Origin of the sequence: Nesterenkonia marinintestina, from assembly GCF_025420485.1 — a bacterium.
Lineage (GTDB): Bacteria > Actinomycetota > Actinomycetes > Actinomycetales > Micrococcaceae > Nesterenkonia > Nesterenkonia marinintestina.
The window spans coordinates 1-15,865 of sequence record NZ_JAOEFD010000013.1; the positions used below are offsets into that span (position 1 = coordinate 1).

Consider the following 15,865-nt stretch of genomic DNA (forward strand, 5'->3'; position numbering starts at 1 on the left):
GCTAGGTTGCCGCAGGCGGCACTGCCGGGACTCGATCCGGCGCATTCACCGCGCTGACCCTCAGCGGTGTGCCTCACCACGGAGAGCCGATCCGGGTTATAGGTCATGAACGTGTTGCTGGGTGGGTCTGGTTCTCGGTACTGGGGCGGCTGGATGAGGTTCGGCATACTCTGAGGCGTATATCCCTGAAGGGGCACGTGATCTATACCGGAGCCTAGACCGGAGGAGCGGCTCTGAGAGTAAAAAATGAGGGCCGCTGATCCAGGAAGAATCCTGGTCAGCGGCCCTCTCTCGTTGCGGGGGCAAGATTTGAACTTGCGACCTCCGGGTTATGAGCCCGGCGAGCTACCGAACTGCTCCACCCCGCGTCGGCCTGATCAACTTTACCGGGCGATGACCGCCGCACAAAATCCTGGGGTCGCCGGCGGCACGTGATCTTCGGCATAGGTCATGGCGCACACCGGAACGGCCCCGACGACGACGGCGGCCGTCGGTCCCCGACAGGGACCGACGACCGCCGTCTCATCGCTCTCTACGGAGGGCTCAGTCCTCGGAGTCGTCTCCTTCGAGCTCCTCCTCCGCAGCCACGGCGTCCTCGACGGCCCGCAGCAGCTCGGCCTGCGCGTCACCGTAGGCCTCGTAGTCGCCCTCGTCGAGCGCGTCCTGCGAGTCCTGCATGGCCTGGCTGGCGCGGCTGAGCGCGTCGTTCAGGCGCTGCTGGGCGTCGCCGTCCGGGGCGGGGGTCTCCTCGTCCTCCGCCTCCTCATCCTCCGTCTCGTCGACGTCCTCCTCCTCGACGCCGGGGTCCTCGTCCTCAGGAGTCGTGGCCGGCTCCTCGCCGTCCTCGACGTCCTCGAGGTCGTCCTCCACGGCGGCGCCCTCGACGCCGGCGCCCTCGGCGACCTCGGCCCCGGAATCGCCTCCGAAGACCTGGTCGAGCGCCTCGGAGAGGCTGTCGGCGAAGCCGATCTCCTCACCGTAGGAGACCAGCACCTTCCGCAGGAGCGGGTAGGCGGTGTCACCGGTGGACTGGACGTACACCGGCTGCACGTAGAGGATGCCGTCACCGGCGGGCAGGGTGATCATATTGCCGTTGATGACGTCGGAGGCACCCTGACGCAGCAGGTTCAGCGACTGCGAGATCTCCGAGTTGGAGTCGAAGTTCGCCTGGGTCTGGCCCGGCCCGGGCACCGCGGTGTCACGCGGCAGCTCGAGCAGCCGCAGCGAACCGTAGTCCTCGGCCTTCTCCCCGTCCTCACCGGTGCCGGCGTCGCCGTCGGCGGCGAGGAACCCGTAGAGCACGTTGCGGGTCTGGGTGTCCTCGGTGACCTGCGGGATGAACGTCGAGGTCAGGGAGAACGAAGGCTCCTCCTCCTCGGGCAGCTGCAGCGTCATGTAGTACGGCGGCTGCGCGAGGTCCTCACCGTCGACCGTCGGGTCGTCGGGCACCGACCAGGCGTCGTTGTTCTCGTAGAACGCCCCGGAGTCGGTGACGTGGTACCGGCCCAGCAGCTCACGCTGCACGCGGAACATGTCCTCCGGGTAGCGGACGTGGTCCATCAGTTCGGCACTCATCTCCGAGTACGGCTCCACCGAGTCCGGGAACACGTTCTGCCAGGACTGCAGGACCGGGTCCTCGTCGTCCCATGCGTAGAGCGTGACCGAGCCGTCGTAGGCGTCGACGGTGGCCTTCACCGAGTTGCGGATGTAGTTGATCTGACCCGACAGCACGTCCCCGCCCTCGGTGAGGGCGTCGGTGGTCGCCGACTCCAGCTGCTGCTGCATCGAGTACGGGAAGGCGTCGGAGGTGGTGTAGCCCTCCACGATCCACTGGACCCGCCCGTCGACGATCGCCGGGTAGATGTTCTGGTCCACCTCCAGGAACGGCGCGACCTTCTGCACGCGCTCCCGCGGGTGGCGGTCGTAGAGGATCTGCGACTCTTCGTTCATGTCCCCGGAGAGCAGGATCTCCGCGGACTGGAACTGGATCGCGTAGATCAGCCGGTGGAACATGCTGCCCACGTCGGGACCGCCGTCACCGCTGAAGGTGTAGGTGGCGTCGTCCTCGCTCTGCGAGGAGGCCGGACGGTCCAGCTCCCGCGGGGTCGCGTCCTCGGGGGCGCCGACGATCGAGTACTGGGGCGCATTCTCACCGAAGTAGATGCGCGGCTCGTAGTCCTCGTCGGAGGCCAGATCACCCTGGGTCGGGATGTTCTGCAGGGTGAAGTCCGGACGGCCGTCGGCCGAGACCGACGAGGCGTTGGCGGCGACGAGCCCGTAGCCGTGGGTGTAGATCAGGTGCTGGTTCACCCAGGACTGGTCCTGGGAGACGTTGACCTCACGGGCGGCGATGACGGTGTCCTCGACCTCGCCGTCGATCTCGTAGCGGTCGAAGCTCAGGGTCTCCGGGAACGCGTAGTACTGACGGAACTGCTGCAGCTGACCGAAGGCCGCAGAGACCAGGTTCGGGTCCAGCAGTCGGATGTTCTCGGTGTTCGCGGTGTCCCCGGCCAGCGCGCCCTCGGTGACGTCGACCTCGGCGTCGTAGTCGGTGCGGTCGAGGTCGTCGATGCCGTAGGCGAAGCGCGTGTTCTCCATGTTGCGCTGGATGTACTCGTCCTCGAGCGTCTGCTCGGAGGGCTGGACCTGGTACTCCTGCACCAGGTAGGGCACCAGGGCCCCGCCGACCAGCGCGGTGACCACCAGCACGGCGGCACCGATGAGCGAGAACCGCCACCGTGCGGTCACCGCGGTGACGATGAAGACCGCCGAGACCAGCACTGCGGCCACGGCGAGGATCGTCTGGGCGGGGATCACGGCGTGGACGTCGGTGTAGAGGGCACCGGCCCAGTTGCCGCCCTGGCTCTGCAGGGTGGCGTAGCGGTCGAGCCACCAGTTCACACCCTGCAGCAGCACGAACAGCGCCGCGGTGACGGCGATGTGCCAGCGGGCGGCCTTCTCGACGACGAAGCGTCCCGAGGGTTCGATGCGGATCGCACCGTAGAGGTAGTGGCAGACGATGCCGGCGATCCCGGCCACCAGGACCGCCGAGACGATGAACCCGTTGAGGAACGCCAGGAACGGCAGGGTGAAGACGTAGAAGGCGTAGTCCAGGCCGAACTCCGGGTCGGCCTGGCCGAAGGGCTCCTGGTTGAAGAACAGCAGCACCGTCTCCCAGCCCCCGGCCGCGGCGGTCCCGGCGAAGAGGCCCAGCAGCGCGGGCAGGCCGAGCATCAGCAGGCGACGCATGGAGGTGATGGTGCTCTGGTACCGCTGCACCGATTCGTTCAGCTGCCGGTCCAGGGTCTGAGGCCGGTTCCGGAAGGCCACCCACAGGCTCAGCCACACCAGGGCGCCCATGATGAGGAAGGCCACGGCGCCGACGCCCCAGCGGCTCAGCCGCTCGGTCCAGAAGATCTCCGAGTAGCCGATCTGGTTGTACCACTGGATCTCGGCGTAGAAGCCGGAGAACAGGACGAAGGCGCCGATCAGTGCGGCGATGATGACGATGGTGATGACGAGCGCCGACGGGCGGCGCGGACCCTGCCGGTCGGTGCGCTGACCGGTTCCGCCGTCGCCGCCGGAACCGTCGGACCCGTCACCGCCGGATCCGCTGCTGCGGTCCGAGTTCCCGGAGCCGAACAGGCCGGAGCCGCCGAAGGGGTTCTGGGAACCGAATCCCTGGGAGAAGCTCACGTATACCCTCTCTTCGCCTCGACCGCGTCCCACTGACGGCGGAGCTCGGTGCGAGTGTGCTGCTGTGCGAATGTGCTGCTGTGCAAGTGATGCGTATTCGGTTGTCTCGGTCGTGGGCGGGTGCTCGGTCCGGCGTCCGGTCCGCAGGCCCGCGCTCTGCTCAGTCTCCGCAGGTCTCGAGGCCCCGGAGGTGGTCCTGGTCGTCGTCCCTGACGGCTTCGACGACCCCGCGGGCCTCGGAGACCGTCTCGACGCCGTAGACGTCGATGTCGTCGGGGATGCGCCCGTCCAGCTCCGCGCAGTTGTCGCGCGGGGCCAGGAAGTGCGCGGCCCCCTGCTCCCGGGAGGCGTCGACCTTCTGGGCGATGCCGCCGATCGGACCCACGGTCCCGTCGGGATCCACGGTGCCGGTGCCGGCCCACTCCTCGCCTCCGGTCATGGAGTCCTCCGTGAGGGTGTCCACGAGCCCGAGGCCGAACATCAGACCGGCGCTGGGGCCGCCGACGTTCTCAAGCCGGATCTCGACGTCGACGGGGAAGTCGAAGGACCCCTGGAGCATGATGCCCAGATAGTACTCGCCGTCAGCCTCCTGGTAGGTGGGGATCTCGACCTCGAGCTCCTCACCGTCCCGGACCACGGTCAATCCTACCGATTCCCCGGCGGCCTCGTTGACCACGCTCCGAAGGCCCTCGAGGCCGGTGATGGGCTCGCCGTCGGCCTCGAGGACCTGGTCACCGCGCTGCAGAAGCTCGTCCACATGCTCGTCCAGGGCCTCGGGGGTGAAGTCCACGACCATCAGCTGCTGCTCGAAGTCGATGTCGAGCTCGTCCAGGGCGGCGGCCACGGCCAGGTCCTGGGAGCTGGTCATCGCCGCGGTGTTCAGCTCCTCCACCTGGTCGGCGGTGGTGCCCGACGGGTAGATCAGCTCCTGCGGGGTCATGTCCACCGTCGGGGAGAACCAGCCGCGCACCACGTCGGGGACCCGCACCGTGGAGGTGGGGGCGCCGTTGACGTAGACGGTGGTCAGGTTCAGCGCGCCGTCGGTCTCATAGGTCTCACGGCCGTCCACGGTGATGATGGGGTCGCCCTCGGCCTCGCCGGTGGTGTTGAACAGCGGGCCCGGGGCTTCGGTGATGTAGGCGCTGGGCGCCAGCAGCGAAGCCATGGCCAGGATGAGCGCGCCGGCCCCGGAGGCCAGCCGCAGCGTGCGCCGCAGCGTCCAGGGGGCGGCGTCTGTCCCTGCGAGGAGGTCCTGCTCACGGGGCTCCTCAGGGAGCCCGTGGGCAGGCGCGTCGGCCCTCGGCGGGGAGGGCTGGGCGTGTGGCTGGTGCGGCTCCGTCATGGTGATCGGGGACCATTGTCGCACCCGAAACTGGACGCACAGCCGCCGTGTCGCCGTGATGTCGCGGTGATGTCGCACCGAGGTCTCGGTGCGTCCACCCAGCGCGAACTGGAGCCCCGCACAGGGACGCGGCCCTCGCCTGCCCAGTAGTCTGGAGTCTCCGAGACCACGCCGGATCGGTGCCGGAGCGGCGCCGGAGGCGAGCCGCCAGACGCCAGGGAGACATTGCGATGAACGCCGAGAACTCCGACCGCCGCGACGACGAGGGCCAGGATCCGATGGAGGAGATGTTCCGCCGGCTCTTCGGTCAGGGCGACGAGGCCTCCGGATCCGACGGCGGCTCCGACGGCTCTTCGGACAGAGGCCCCTCGATGGGCTTCACCGGCCGTCCCGGCTCGGGAGGCCAGGGCGGACAGTCCGGCCAGAACGGGCAGGGCGGATTCCCGGGGATGCCCGAAGGGTTCGACCCCGCTCAGATGGGTCTGCCGCCGATGGACCCGCAGATGATGCAGCAGATCATGGGTCAGGTGCAGGCCATGTTCACTGCGATGCAGAGCTCCTCCGACGAGGACCGGCAGGGCCCGGTGAACTGGACGATGGCGAAGCAGGCCGCCCGGCAGGCCGCCGCCGGCGACGACCCGTCGGTCTCCCCCGCCGAGTCCCGCGAGATCGACGAGGCGCTGCGCCTGGCCGACATGTGGCTGGACTCGGCCACCAGCTTCGAGTCCACCGGCCAGCTGGGACGCGCCTGGTCGCGCGCCCAGTGGGTCGAGGAGACCTTCGAGGCCTGGAAGCAGCTGACCGAACCGGTGGCCGGTTCGGTCTCCGAAGCGCTGTCGAAGGCGATGAAGGACCAGCTCGGCGACGGCGAGGGCCTCGGCGCCGGGCTCCCCCCTGAGCTGCAGTCGATGATGGGCGGCGCCGGCGCGGACCAGCTGACGGGGATGCTCGAGCAGATGGGCGGTATGGCCTTCGGCATGCAGCTGGGCCAGGCCGTCGGCGAGCTCGCCAAGGAGGTCCACTCCTCCTCCGACATCGGTCTGCCCCTGGCGGGCAAGAGCACCATGGCCCTGCTGCCGAAGAACATCGCCGAGTTCGGCCGCGGACTTCAGGTCGACCGCCGAGAGGTCATGCTCTTCCTGGCGCTGCGTGAGGCCGCACGGATGCGCCTGTTCGCCCAGTCCCCGTGGCTGGAGGGCGATCTGTTCACTGCGGTGGCGCAGTACGCCGCGGGGATCCACATCGACATGGGCCGCATCGAGGAGGCCGCCTCGCAGGTGGACCCGTCCAACCCCGAGTCGATGCAGAAGGTGATGCAGGAGGGGCTGTTCACCCCTGAGCGGACGCCGATGCAGGACGCGGCGCTGCGCCGCATCGAGACCACCCTCGCGCTGGTCGAGGGATGGGTCGACGACGTCGTCTCCCAGGCCGCCGAGCATCTGGAGTCGCTGGGCGCGCTGCGCGAGACCATGAATCGCCGCCGCGCCACCGGCGGCCCGGCCGAGCACGCCTTCGCCGGGCTCGTGGGCCTGGAGCTGCGGCCCCGTCGTCTGCGTGACGCCGCCGCCCTGTGGGCCCACCTGCGGGAGACCCTCGGCGTCTCAGGACGCGACGAGGTCTGGTCGCACCCGGACGTGCAGCCGGAGGAGCAGGACCTCGACGACCCGCAGGGCTTCCAGGCCCGCCGCGCGGAGCGCCAGGCCGAGTCGGAGAAGTTCGAGGAGGAGCTGCAGAAGCTCCTCGACGGCGGCTACGACGGTTCCGACGGGGGCGACGGCTCCGACGGTTCCGGCGGCGACGGCTCGGACGCCTCCGGCGGCTCTGAGGGCGAGGGCCCCCGCAGCTGAGGCGATACGACGCAGGTGCACCCCGGGTGACGCCCCAGAGGCTGTTCGGTGATGCGCCCCTGCTCGTCGACGCTGAGCATCGCATCGGCGACGGCGGGTCGGAGGTGACCGGCGAGCAGCAGGTGGATCTGCCGCGCCGCGACGGCGGCGACGATCCCCCGCCCGGCCCACGGCACTACGTCCTCCGGCGGCCCGTCGGCCTCAGGAGGGCTTCCAGTCACATCTGTCTCGGGCGTCGACGGTCCTGTCCGAGGGTTCCGCGGCTGATCGGCCACGTGCAGCTCCAGGCATTGTGTGCAGGGTCCGCGTCCCGGGGCGAGCAGCGGTCCGATGCGGCCGCCGCCGTGGTCGCTGCGGCTGATCGGCAGCACGGCTGAGGCGACGCCCAGGGCCTCCTCGAACCGCACCAGGTCCTCGTCGGCGAGCCGATGCGCGGACGGATCGCACATGACATGGACGTCGATGTCGGAGGCCGTGCCGTCCGGCGGGCTGACGAACACCGGCGTCTCAGGCCGTCGGCGGGTGAGGATCTCGCGCATCGCGTGGGCCCGGTTCCGGCCGCGGTGCACGGTGCCGCCGAGTCCGGCGAGGTCCGCGTCCGGTCCGACGGCTTCGACGGGGTGCGGGTCGTCCAGCACGAGTGTGCCGAGTCCGACGCCCGCGAGCTGGTCGGCCAGATGCGCTCCGACCTCGTCCAGACCGTCGATGCGGACCCGCGCCAGACTCAGGCGGGCACGGTGCTCCAGATCCGGGTGGAGGTCCACCAGTCGGTGACGCCAGAGCGTCCGGACCGTCTCGGGGGCCTGCGCGGCGGGCACGCCGCATCGCAGCGCCTCCAGCGCCGCCCGGCTCTCGGCGACCGGACCGTGGAGCAGGACCGAGGAGTCCCCGCGGCGCAGCCGCACCGTGCCGGCGTCGACGTCGGCGACGTGGACGTCCTGGCTCAGCCGGTAGGTGCGCAGGGTGGGGTCGGGCGTCGGCGTCTCGGTCTCACGCGTCAGAGTGCTGTCCATGCCGGCCATCCTGGCAGGGCCGTCGGACTGCGGCCGTTCGTTCTCCACAGGCCGGCACCCGTCCACAGGTGATCGCGGGCTCCGGGGCGGAGAGCCCGCCGGCGGGTCTAGAATCGGCCCGTCGGGGACAGCAGGAGCAGGACTTCCCGAGGATCGGAGCGTGATGCAGCACCAGGAGCAGCTCGAGGTCGACGGTGAGCCGGTCATCGTGATCCGTTCGTCGCGGCGACGCCGGACGGTGACCGCGGACCGGATCGACGGCGTCCTGCGTCTGCGGGTTCCGCTGCGGATGAGCGCGCGCGAGGTCTCCCGCCACACCCGCGACTTCCGGGCCAAGCATCGGCGGCGCAGCGCCCGGAACACCCGAAGCGATGCCCAGCTGCTGGCTCGTGCGGCGCGGTTGGACGCCGAACTGTTCGAGGGCAGGGCCCGCCCGGTCTCCGTCCGGTGGACCGACCGGCAGACCACCCGGTGGGGGTCCACGACCTCGGCGGACGGGTCCATCCGGCTCTCCTCGCGGATGAAGGCGATGCCGCAGTGGGTCCAGGACTCGGTGCTGGTCCATGAGCTGGCGCATCTGCTGGAGCCGGGCCACGGTCCGGACTTCCGAGCGCTGGTGGGACGCTGGCCGCACACGGCGGAGGCCGATGCGTATTTGGCCGGGGTCAGCTTCGGGTGGAACAACCCCCGGCTGCGGGACTGATCGGTCCGTCGAGACCCAGGAGCTCGGCGCCGTTGTGCCAGAGCACCCGGCGCATCCATCCGTCGCCGAGCCGCAGCCGGTGCAGAGCGCGCAGCTGCTCGGCATAGGGGTAGGGGATGTTGGGGAAGTCGCTGCCGAGCAGCACCTTGCGGCCCAGTCCGGGCAGCCTCTCCCGGTAGCCCTCCGGTATCGGGGCGAAGGACTCGGTGAAGTCGGTGAACACCATCGTCGTGTCCAGGCAGACGTGCTCGTACCGCTCGGCGAGGTCGGCGAACACGTGATACTCGGGCATCCCCATGTGCGCGATGATCAGGGGCAGCCTCGGGTGCCGCTCGAGCACCTCCTGCACCGGTCCGACGCCGGTGTGACGACCGCGCAGCGGTGCCGATCCCGCGTGCAGCACGGTGGGGATTCCTGCCTCGGCCAGCTGGGCCCACACCGGTGCGAGCAGCTCGTCGGTCGGTGACCAGCCGCCGATCTGTACGTGGGCCTTGAACAGGCGCGCACCGGCCGCGATCTGTTCGGCGACGTCGTCGACGGCCTGCGGTTCGGGGTGGAATGTGCCGGTGAGGACGACGTCGTCGTGTGCGGCGGCGAACTCTCGGGTCCAGGCGTTGAGCCAGGAGGCCATCCCCGGCCTGTGCGGGTAGTTCAGCGGCACCGCTGCGGCCGCTCCGAGCTCACGCAGCGTCTGCAGCCGTTCGGCCTCGGAGGTCCGGTAGGTCACCGGCCAGGCGATGCCGTAGTGCTCCTCGGCCCGGTCGAAGTACGCCCAGACCTTGTCCAACACCTGCTGGGGCATGAAGTGGGTGTGCACGTCGGCAAGTGCCGGGATGCCCAGCTCCTCGAGGTATCGGGGCACGTCGGCGTCGTCGGACGGCGCATCGACCATGTGGGGCCCGGTCATCGGCCGCCTCCGGCGCCGGCGGCCAGCTGCTCCTTCAGGTCCTCACCGTGCTTCTCGAGCTTGCGGGGCCCGACGCCCGGCACCTTCAGCAGCTCCTCGTCGGTGGTGGGTCGCCGTTCGGCGAGGACCTCGAGCGTGGCGTCGGTGAAGATGACGAACGCCGGGACCTCGAGCTGGCGGGCGAGGTCGGCGCGCCAGCCGCGCAGCTGCTCGAACAGCTCCTCGTCGTACCGCGGCGGACAGTCGGCGCAGCGTCGCCTCTTGACCTCGGTGCCGTCGGTGAGCACCGTCCCGCAGGTTCCGCAGGTCGCGGTCCGCTTGGCGGACCGGGCGTTGGGGCTCGGCCGGCCCTTCGACGGGGCGATCTTCCGGGTGGGCTCTTCGAGGCCGAGCTCGCGGCGCAGCGGCTTCAGGAATCGGGACGGGGTGCGCCGCCCGCGGCCGCCGGCGTGGCGCGAGCGCGCCGAGGTCAGATACAGGTGACGGCGGGCGCGGGTGATCCCGACGTAGAGGAGCCTCCGCTCCTCGTCGACCTCCGCCTGGGTCGAGGCGAAGGTGATCGGCATCAGTCCCTCGTGGAGCCCGGCGAGGAACACCGCGTCCCATTCGAGCCCCTTCGCCGAATGCAGGGAGGCCAGCGTGACGCCCTCGACGGTGGGGGCGTGCTGGGCCGCGGAACGCTCGTCCAGTTCGGCGATGAAGTCCCGCATGGTCAGCGCGTCGCGGTCCTGGTCCAGGTCGTCGGCGAGCCCGATGAGCGCCGACATCGATTCCCACCGCTCACGCACCGCACCGGTGGACTGCGGGGCCTCCTTCTGCCATCCGTGGGAGGAGAGGATGTCGCGGACGATCTTCGGCACGCCGTCCTCGGATTCGGCGACCAGGGAGGAGGTGCGCAGAGCGGCCATCGCCTCCCGCACCTCAGCCCGGGCGAAGAACCGTTCCGAGCCTCGCAGCTGGTAGCTGATCCCTGCGCTGCTCAGCGCCTGTTCGAAGGCTTGGGACTGCCCGTTGGTGCGGTAGAGGACGGCCACCTCGCTGAGCGGTGTCCCACTCTCGTGGAGTGCGCCGATCTGCTCGGCCACCCAGGCGGCTTCGGCCTCGTCGTCGTCGTGCTGGGTGATCGACGGGGTGGGCCCGTGCTCCCGCTGGGAGACCAGGCGCAGCGGATCCGGCCAGGGGGCGGGTTCCCTGAGCCGGGGCTGTTCGCGGGTCCGATCGGCCAGCAGGACGTTGGCCAGCTGGACCACCTGCGGGGTGGACCGGTAGTCGCGGATGAGTCGGACCACCTTGGCCTGGGGGTGACGGCGTGTGAAGCTCAGCAGGTGGTCGGGCGTGGCACCGGTGAACGAATAGATGGTCTGTGCGGCGTCTCCGACGACGCAGAGCTCGTCCCGTCCTCCGAGCCAGAGATCGAGCAGCCGTTGCTGCAGCGGTGAGACGTCCTGGTACTCGTCGACGACGAAGTGGCGGTACTGCTGGCGGACCTGCGCGGCCACCCTTTCGTCGTCCTCGAGGATCCCCACGGTGAGCAGCAGGACGTCTTCGAAGTCGATGAGGTGCCGATCCAGCTTGAGGTCCTCGTAGGCCTGGTAGAGCTTCACGAAGCTGCGGTGGTCCACGCCGCCGGGCTCGGCGCGCCCCTCAGAGGTCTCCAGGTACGACTCGGGGGTGAGGGTGGAGACCTTGGCCCATTCGATCTCGGAGGCGAGGTCCCGCAGGGCGGCACGGTCGGTGGTCATCCGCAGGCGGCGGGCGGCCTCGGCGATGATCCGCACCTTGTGGTCGAGGATCTCCGGAATGGTGCCGCCGACAGCCACGGGCCAGAAGTACTGCAGCTGCCGCAGCGCGGCGGCGTGGAAGGTGCGCGCCTGGACCCCCGGGGCACCGAGGGTGCTGAGCCGCGAGCGCATCTCGGCGGCCGCGCGGGCGGTGAAGGTGACCGCCAGCAGCCGGTGCGGGTCGTAGATCCCGGCGCGGACGCCGTAGGCGATCCGGTGGGTGATGGCGCGGGTCTTGCCCGTCCCCGCCCCGGCGAGGATGCACAGGGGACCCTGCAGCGTGGACGCGGCCTCACGCTGTTCGGCGTCGAGTCCGGCGAGCACCGCTTCCGGGGAGGACGGGTCGGGGCGGAACTCCAGCGGCGCCTCGGGGTCGCCGCGGCGGCCGGCGGTGTGCGAGGTCATCCGGCGGGCTCCTCCTCGGCGTCCGGCATCGGCCCTCCGTACCAGTGTTCGATCAGGGCACGGGAGATCGAGGACCTCGACGGGATCCACAGGCGTCCCGAGGCGACCTCGTCACGCAGCTCCTCGCGGGTGAACCATCGGACGTCGCGGATCTCCTCCCGGTCGGCCCGCGCCTGCTCGGGGCGGGAGGTGCGGGCCAGGTAGCCGAGCATCAGGGACCGCGGGAACGGCCAGGCCTGGGACCCCAAGTACCGGACGTCGTCCACCTCGACTCCGGCCTCCTCGGCGACCTCTCGGACCACGGCCGCCTCGACCGACTCGCCGGCTTCGACGAATCCGGCGAACGTCGAGTATCGGTGGGCGGCCCATCGGTAGGCGGAGCCGAGCAGGATCCGTCCGGCGTCGTCGACGACGGCGGTGATCGCCGCCGGATCGGTGCGCGGGAAGGTCTCGGTGCCGCAGTGGGGGCAGCGGCGCATCCACCCGGAGCTGCGGACCTCGGTGCGGTGTCCGCACCTGGTGCAGTGCGGAGACGACCGGTGCCAGGTCGTCACCGCCACGGCCTGGGTCAGCAGGGCGGCGTCGAGCGCGCCGAGGCGATGCCCGACGTCGCGCAGGTCGAGCCATTCTGCGTCGGCGGCGGGACCCTCGAGGTGGTCTCCGTCGGCCGCATGCGCCGGCGGGGTCTCGGCCGAGAGCGGCATCTCGGCCTCGGCGGCGGCCCCCTGGGGCGATCCGCTGAGTGAGACGGCGACCAGATGGCCGGAGTCCTCCCGGAACGATCCCAGGTAGACGGCGGTCTCCGGCAGGGGGCCGGCGGCAGGTGTCAGCACCAGACGGTGGTCGCAGGTGGGGGCGAGCCCGTCCCGCAGGGAGAGGACCCGGGTGTCGCGAAGCGACCATACGTGGTCGAGCCAGTCGGGCCGCTGGCGCTGCTGATCCTGGCGGTGGAGCCCGGCGTCGGCGAGCGGCAGCTCCAGCGGGCCGGGTCGGTCGGGCTGCGCGGCCTGGGGATCTGGGGTGGGCATGTGTCCACGGTAGCCGGAGCCGCTGACATGTGTCCCCATCGGCCTCGCACGCTGTGGAGGGGCGCGGCTCAGCCGTCGCGGCGGGCCCGCCGTCATGGTCCGGTCCAGCGCGTCGGGGAGGCCCCGCACGGTCCCACGGCCTAGGCTGGTATCCGTGCGATGGACTTCGATGGAACTGGCGGCTCTGGCCACCGCCGCCGTGCCGGGGCTCTCCCCCACCGGTGTGGCCGCGGCCGCCGATGACGCCCGGGCGTTCACCTCAGCGGTCATCACCGACGCCGAGGGGAACCGCTGGCGTGTGCGGGCGCCGCAGCATCAGGAGGCCGCGATGCGGCTGGAGACCGAGCTGCAGGTGCTGCGCGGGTTCACCGCCGCGATCCGCGCCGAATTGCCCTTCCGTGTGCCTTCCGTGGCGGGCGCCGTGCGCCGCGGCGAGCTGCGCACCTTCGTCTACAACCACCTTCCGGGCCGGTCCCTGGACCTCGATGAGCTGACGGCAGGGTCGGAGCAGGTCGCCGACGACGTCGGCCGCACGATCGCGGCGATCCATGATCTCGACGCCGCCGTCGTCGACAACGCGGACCTGCCGCGCTATTCGGCCGAGCGGTTCCGTCAGCGCCGGCTCAACGAGCTGGACCAGGCTGCGACGACGGGGCAGATCCCGTCCACGCTGCTGCGCCGATGGGAGCATGCCATGGAGGAGCGTGAGCTGTGGAGCTTCACGCCCGTGGTGACCCACGGCGATCTCCACGAGGACACCATGCTCATCGAGGGTGAGCGTGTGGTCGCGGTGACCGGGTGGACGGATCTGCACATCGGGGATCCGGCCGACGACTTCGCCTGGCTGACCGCCGCCCCGGACTTGGACTTCTCGGAGGCCGTGGTCGAGGCGTACGACCGTCATCGTCGTGGTGACGCCGATCCGCATCTGATGCGTCGGGCCGCCCTGGCGGCGGAGTTCGCGCTGGCCAAGTGGCTGGTCCGCGGGCGCGACGCCGGCAATCAGGAGATGGTCGACGAGGCCCTGGACCTGCTCCGGCAGCTGGAGGATGACGTCGAGCTCCACGGTGGCCAGCCGATCGCGCTGACCCCGATGGACGCCTCCCCCGAGCCTGCTCCGGCGGTCGGCCCCGCCGCTCCTGCGGTCGCCGCCCCGGTGAGTCACGAGGGCGCATCCGGGCAGGCCACGAGCGCGCCGACCGCGGACACCCCCGATGAGCCGACCGTCGCCGAGCATCCCGCCACCGAGGATTGGGAGGACGACGAGCCTGCGGTGATCACCGATGCCTCGGTCGATGAGGAGGCCGTCGGTGACGCCTCCGAGGACGACCGGGGGTGGACGGCACGGGAGGAGCCGACGCCGGCCCGGGACGAGGTCGCCGAGGACTCGGTGATCGAGGACCCCGTGCCGCACGACGACGCGACGTCGCCGCCTGAGCCCGAGTCCGACGATCAGCCCACGGACCGGATCGACACGACTGAGACCGCGAGTCCCGGACCCGAGCAGACCGAACCTGTGCAGGATGAATCGGAGCCGTCCGCACCGGAGCAGCGGGATGCTCCGGACGGCACCTCGGACGACCTCTCCGACGAGACGACCGAGATCGAGACCATCCGCGACGAGGCGCCGGATGAGAGCTCGGAGGACGCCCCCTCGGAGACATCGGGATCGATCTACGAGCGTCACCCCGGGCTGCGCCCGCCCGGCGCGTGATCCGAGACTGAGCGTCAAGCTCCGGCCCACTTCCCCCGGACCGGAGCGGGGTAGGCTGGTCGATCGGGGAATTCTGCACAGTGTGGTGCCGTTCGAGGAACGATGTGTCGTCCCGACACAGCCAGCAGCGATCGGTGGAGCATCGGGGAGTGACTGTGCAGACTTCGGAGCAGGGGACGCCGCCGAGCGTCGAACAGCAGGCGCGCCAGGAGGGTGAGCTCTCCGCCGGCCGCATCGTCCTGGCCATCATCGCCCTGTCGATGGGCGGCTTCGCCGTCGGCGTCACCGAGTTCGGCATCATGGGCCTGCTGCAGGAGGCGGTGGCCGATCTCGAAGTCTCGATCCCGCAGGGAGGCCACCTGGTCAGCGCCTACGCGCTGGGTGTGGTCGTGGGCGGTCCGATCCTGGCGATCTTCGGGGCGAAGCGCGAGCGGCGCACCTTCGCGCTGATGCTGCTGGGCGTGTTCGCCGTCGGGCACCTGCTGAGCTTCTTCGCCCCCAACTACACCACGATGCTCGCCGCCCGGTTCCTCTCGGGTCTCCCCCACGGCGCCTATTTCGGCGTGGCCGCCCTGATGGCCGCGCAGATGGCGGGCCCGACGCGGCGCGCCAAGGCGATCTCTGCCGTGCTGGCGGGCCTGGCCGTGGCGAACGTGGTCGGCGTTCCGGCGGTGACCTCGATCGGGCAGATGTTCGGGTGGCGGTGGATGTTCGCCATCGTACTGATCCTGGCGATTGCGACGATGGTGGCTGTGCGGATCTTCGCGCCGCGTCAGGTACCGGCCGCCGGGGCGTCGATGCGTGGCGAGCTGAAGGGTCTGCGGACGCGGCGGCTCTGGGTCGGTGTGGCCCTGGCAGTCATCGGGTTCTCCGGGATGTTCGCCCTGTATTCGTACATCTCCCCCGTCATGACCGATGTCGCCGGACTGAATCCGCAGCACCTGCCGTTCGTCGTGGGCCTCTACGGAGTGGGCATGGTGATCGGAAACTTCATCGGCGGGTGGGCCACGGACAAGTCGGTCCTGGGGACCGTGATCGTGGCGATGAGCCTGGTGGCGGTGTTCCTCTTCGCCTTCGGCCTGATGGCCGGCGCCCTGGTGCCCGCGCTGATCTTCATGTTCCTGGTGGCGGTGACGTCGTCCATGCTCAGCCCGTCGATGCAGACGCATCTGATCGATACGGCTCCGAATGCTCCGAACGCGGCCGCGTCCATCCATCATTCGGCGTTCAACGGCGCCAACGCCCTCGGAGCGATCCTGGGCGCCCAGGTGATCGCCTGGGACTGGGGACTGCGTGCCCCCAGCATGGTCGGTGGAGTCGGCGCAGTGATCGGGGTGCTGATCGCGCTGTACGCACTCAAACTGGCGCGGGAATCATCAATGTCACAGCCCTACAACGCCTGAGGTAGTAGTTCGCTTCTACGTCAATG

General features: G+C 70.3%; 10 protein-coding genes and 1 tRNA gene. 4 read left to right on the plus strand and 7 right to left on the minus strand.

Annotation, left to right across the window (positions count from 1 at the left end; genetic code table 11):
- Nucleotides 1-294: 294 nt before the first annotated feature.
- The 3 genes from N7E59_RS09955 to N7E59_RS09965 all read right to left on the minus strand — a co-directional run bounded on the left by N7E59_RS09955 (nt 295) and on the right by N7E59_RS09965 (nt 5,038).
- Nucleotides 295-368 (minus strand) — tRNA-Met (locus N7E59_RS09955).
- Between the two features lie 175 nt (nt 369-543).
- The gene (locus tag N7E59_RS09960) at nt 544-3,696 is read right to left on the minus strand and encodes a UPF0182 family membrane protein (RefSeq protein ID WP_261624784.1); all 3,153 of its coding nucleotides are present in this window, start codon (nt 3,694-3,696) and stop codon (nt 544-546) included.
- 160 nt (nt 3,697-3,856) lie between these two features.
- Nucleotides 3,857-5,038, minus strand: a complete 1,182-nt coding sequence (locus tag N7E59_RS09965) for a YlbL family protein (protein WP_261624785.1) — start codon at nt 5,036-5,038, stop codon at nt 3,857-3,859.
- 230 nt (nt 5,039-5,268) lie between these two features.
- Between N7E59_RS09965 and N7E59_RS09970 the strand changes: the two genes are divergently transcribed.
- Nucleotides 5,269-6,885 carry a zinc-dependent metalloprotease gene (locus N7E59_RS09970; protein WP_261624786.1) on the plus strand — a complete coding sequence of 539 codons (1,617 nt, stop codon included), beginning with the start codon at nt 5,269-5,271 and terminating at the stop codon, nt 6,883-6,885.
- Here the strand turns inward: N7E59_RS09970 and N7E59_RS09975 are convergent.
- A complete protein-coding gene (locus N7E59_RS09975) occupies nt 6,789-7,898 on the minus strand; it encodes a TOMM precursor leader peptide-binding protein (protein WP_261624787.1) in 1,110 nt (369 codons plus the stop codon). The genes N7E59_RS09970 and N7E59_RS09975 overlap by 97 nt on opposite strands.
- A 163-nt stretch (nt 7,899-8,061) precedes the next feature.
- Between N7E59_RS09975 and N7E59_RS09980 the strand changes: the two genes are divergently transcribed.
- Nucleotides 8,062-8,601 carry a M48 metallopeptidase family protein gene (locus N7E59_RS09980; RefSeq protein WP_261624843.1) on the plus strand — a complete coding sequence of 180 codons (540 nt, stop codon included), beginning with the start codon at nt 8,062-8,064 and terminating at the stop codon, nt 8,599-8,601.
- Here the strand turns inward: N7E59_RS09980 and N7E59_RS09985 are convergent.
- The 3 genes from N7E59_RS09985 to nudC are packed head-to-tail and all read right to left on the minus strand — an operon-like array spanning nt 8,564 to nt 12,722.
- The gene (locus tag N7E59_RS09985; RefSeq protein ID WP_261624788.1) at nt 8,564-9,508 is read right to left on the minus strand and encodes an amidohydrolase family protein; all 945 of its coding nucleotides are present in this window, start codon (nt 9,506-9,508) and stop codon (nt 8,564-8,566) included. The genes N7E59_RS09980 and N7E59_RS09985 overlap by 38 nt on opposite strands.
- Complete coding sequence (locus N7E59_RS09990) at nt 9,505-11,694, minus strand: ATP-dependent DNA helicase UvrD2 (protein WP_261624789.1); 2,190 nt, start codon at nt 11,692-11,694, stop codon at nt 9,505-9,507. Before N7E59_RS09990 ends, N7E59_RS09985 begins: the two co-directional genes overlap by 4 nt.
- Nucleotides 11,691-12,722: an NAD(+) diphosphatase gene (gene nudC, locus N7E59_RS09995; protein ID WP_261624790.1), complete on the minus strand. Its 1,032-nt coding sequence runs from the start codon at nt 12,720-12,722 to the stop codon at nt 11,691-11,693. The genes N7E59_RS09990 and nudC overlap by 4 nt, the downstream gene beginning before the upstream one ends.
- A gap of 154 nt (nt 12,723-12,876) precedes the next feature.
- Between nudC and N7E59_RS11855 the strand changes: the two genes are divergently transcribed.
- Nucleotides 12,877-14,436: a phosphotransferase gene (locus N7E59_RS11855; RefSeq protein WP_315943016.1), complete on the plus strand. Its 1,560-nt coding sequence runs from the start codon at nt 12,877-12,879 to the stop codon at nt 14,434-14,436.
- A gap of 149 nt (nt 14,437-14,585) precedes the next feature.
- A complete protein-coding gene (locus N7E59_RS10005; RefSeq protein ID WP_261624791.1) occupies nt 14,586-15,839 on the plus strand; it encodes an MFS transporter in 1,254 nt (417 codons plus the stop codon).
- Nucleotides 15,840-15,865 lie beyond the last annotated feature (26 nt).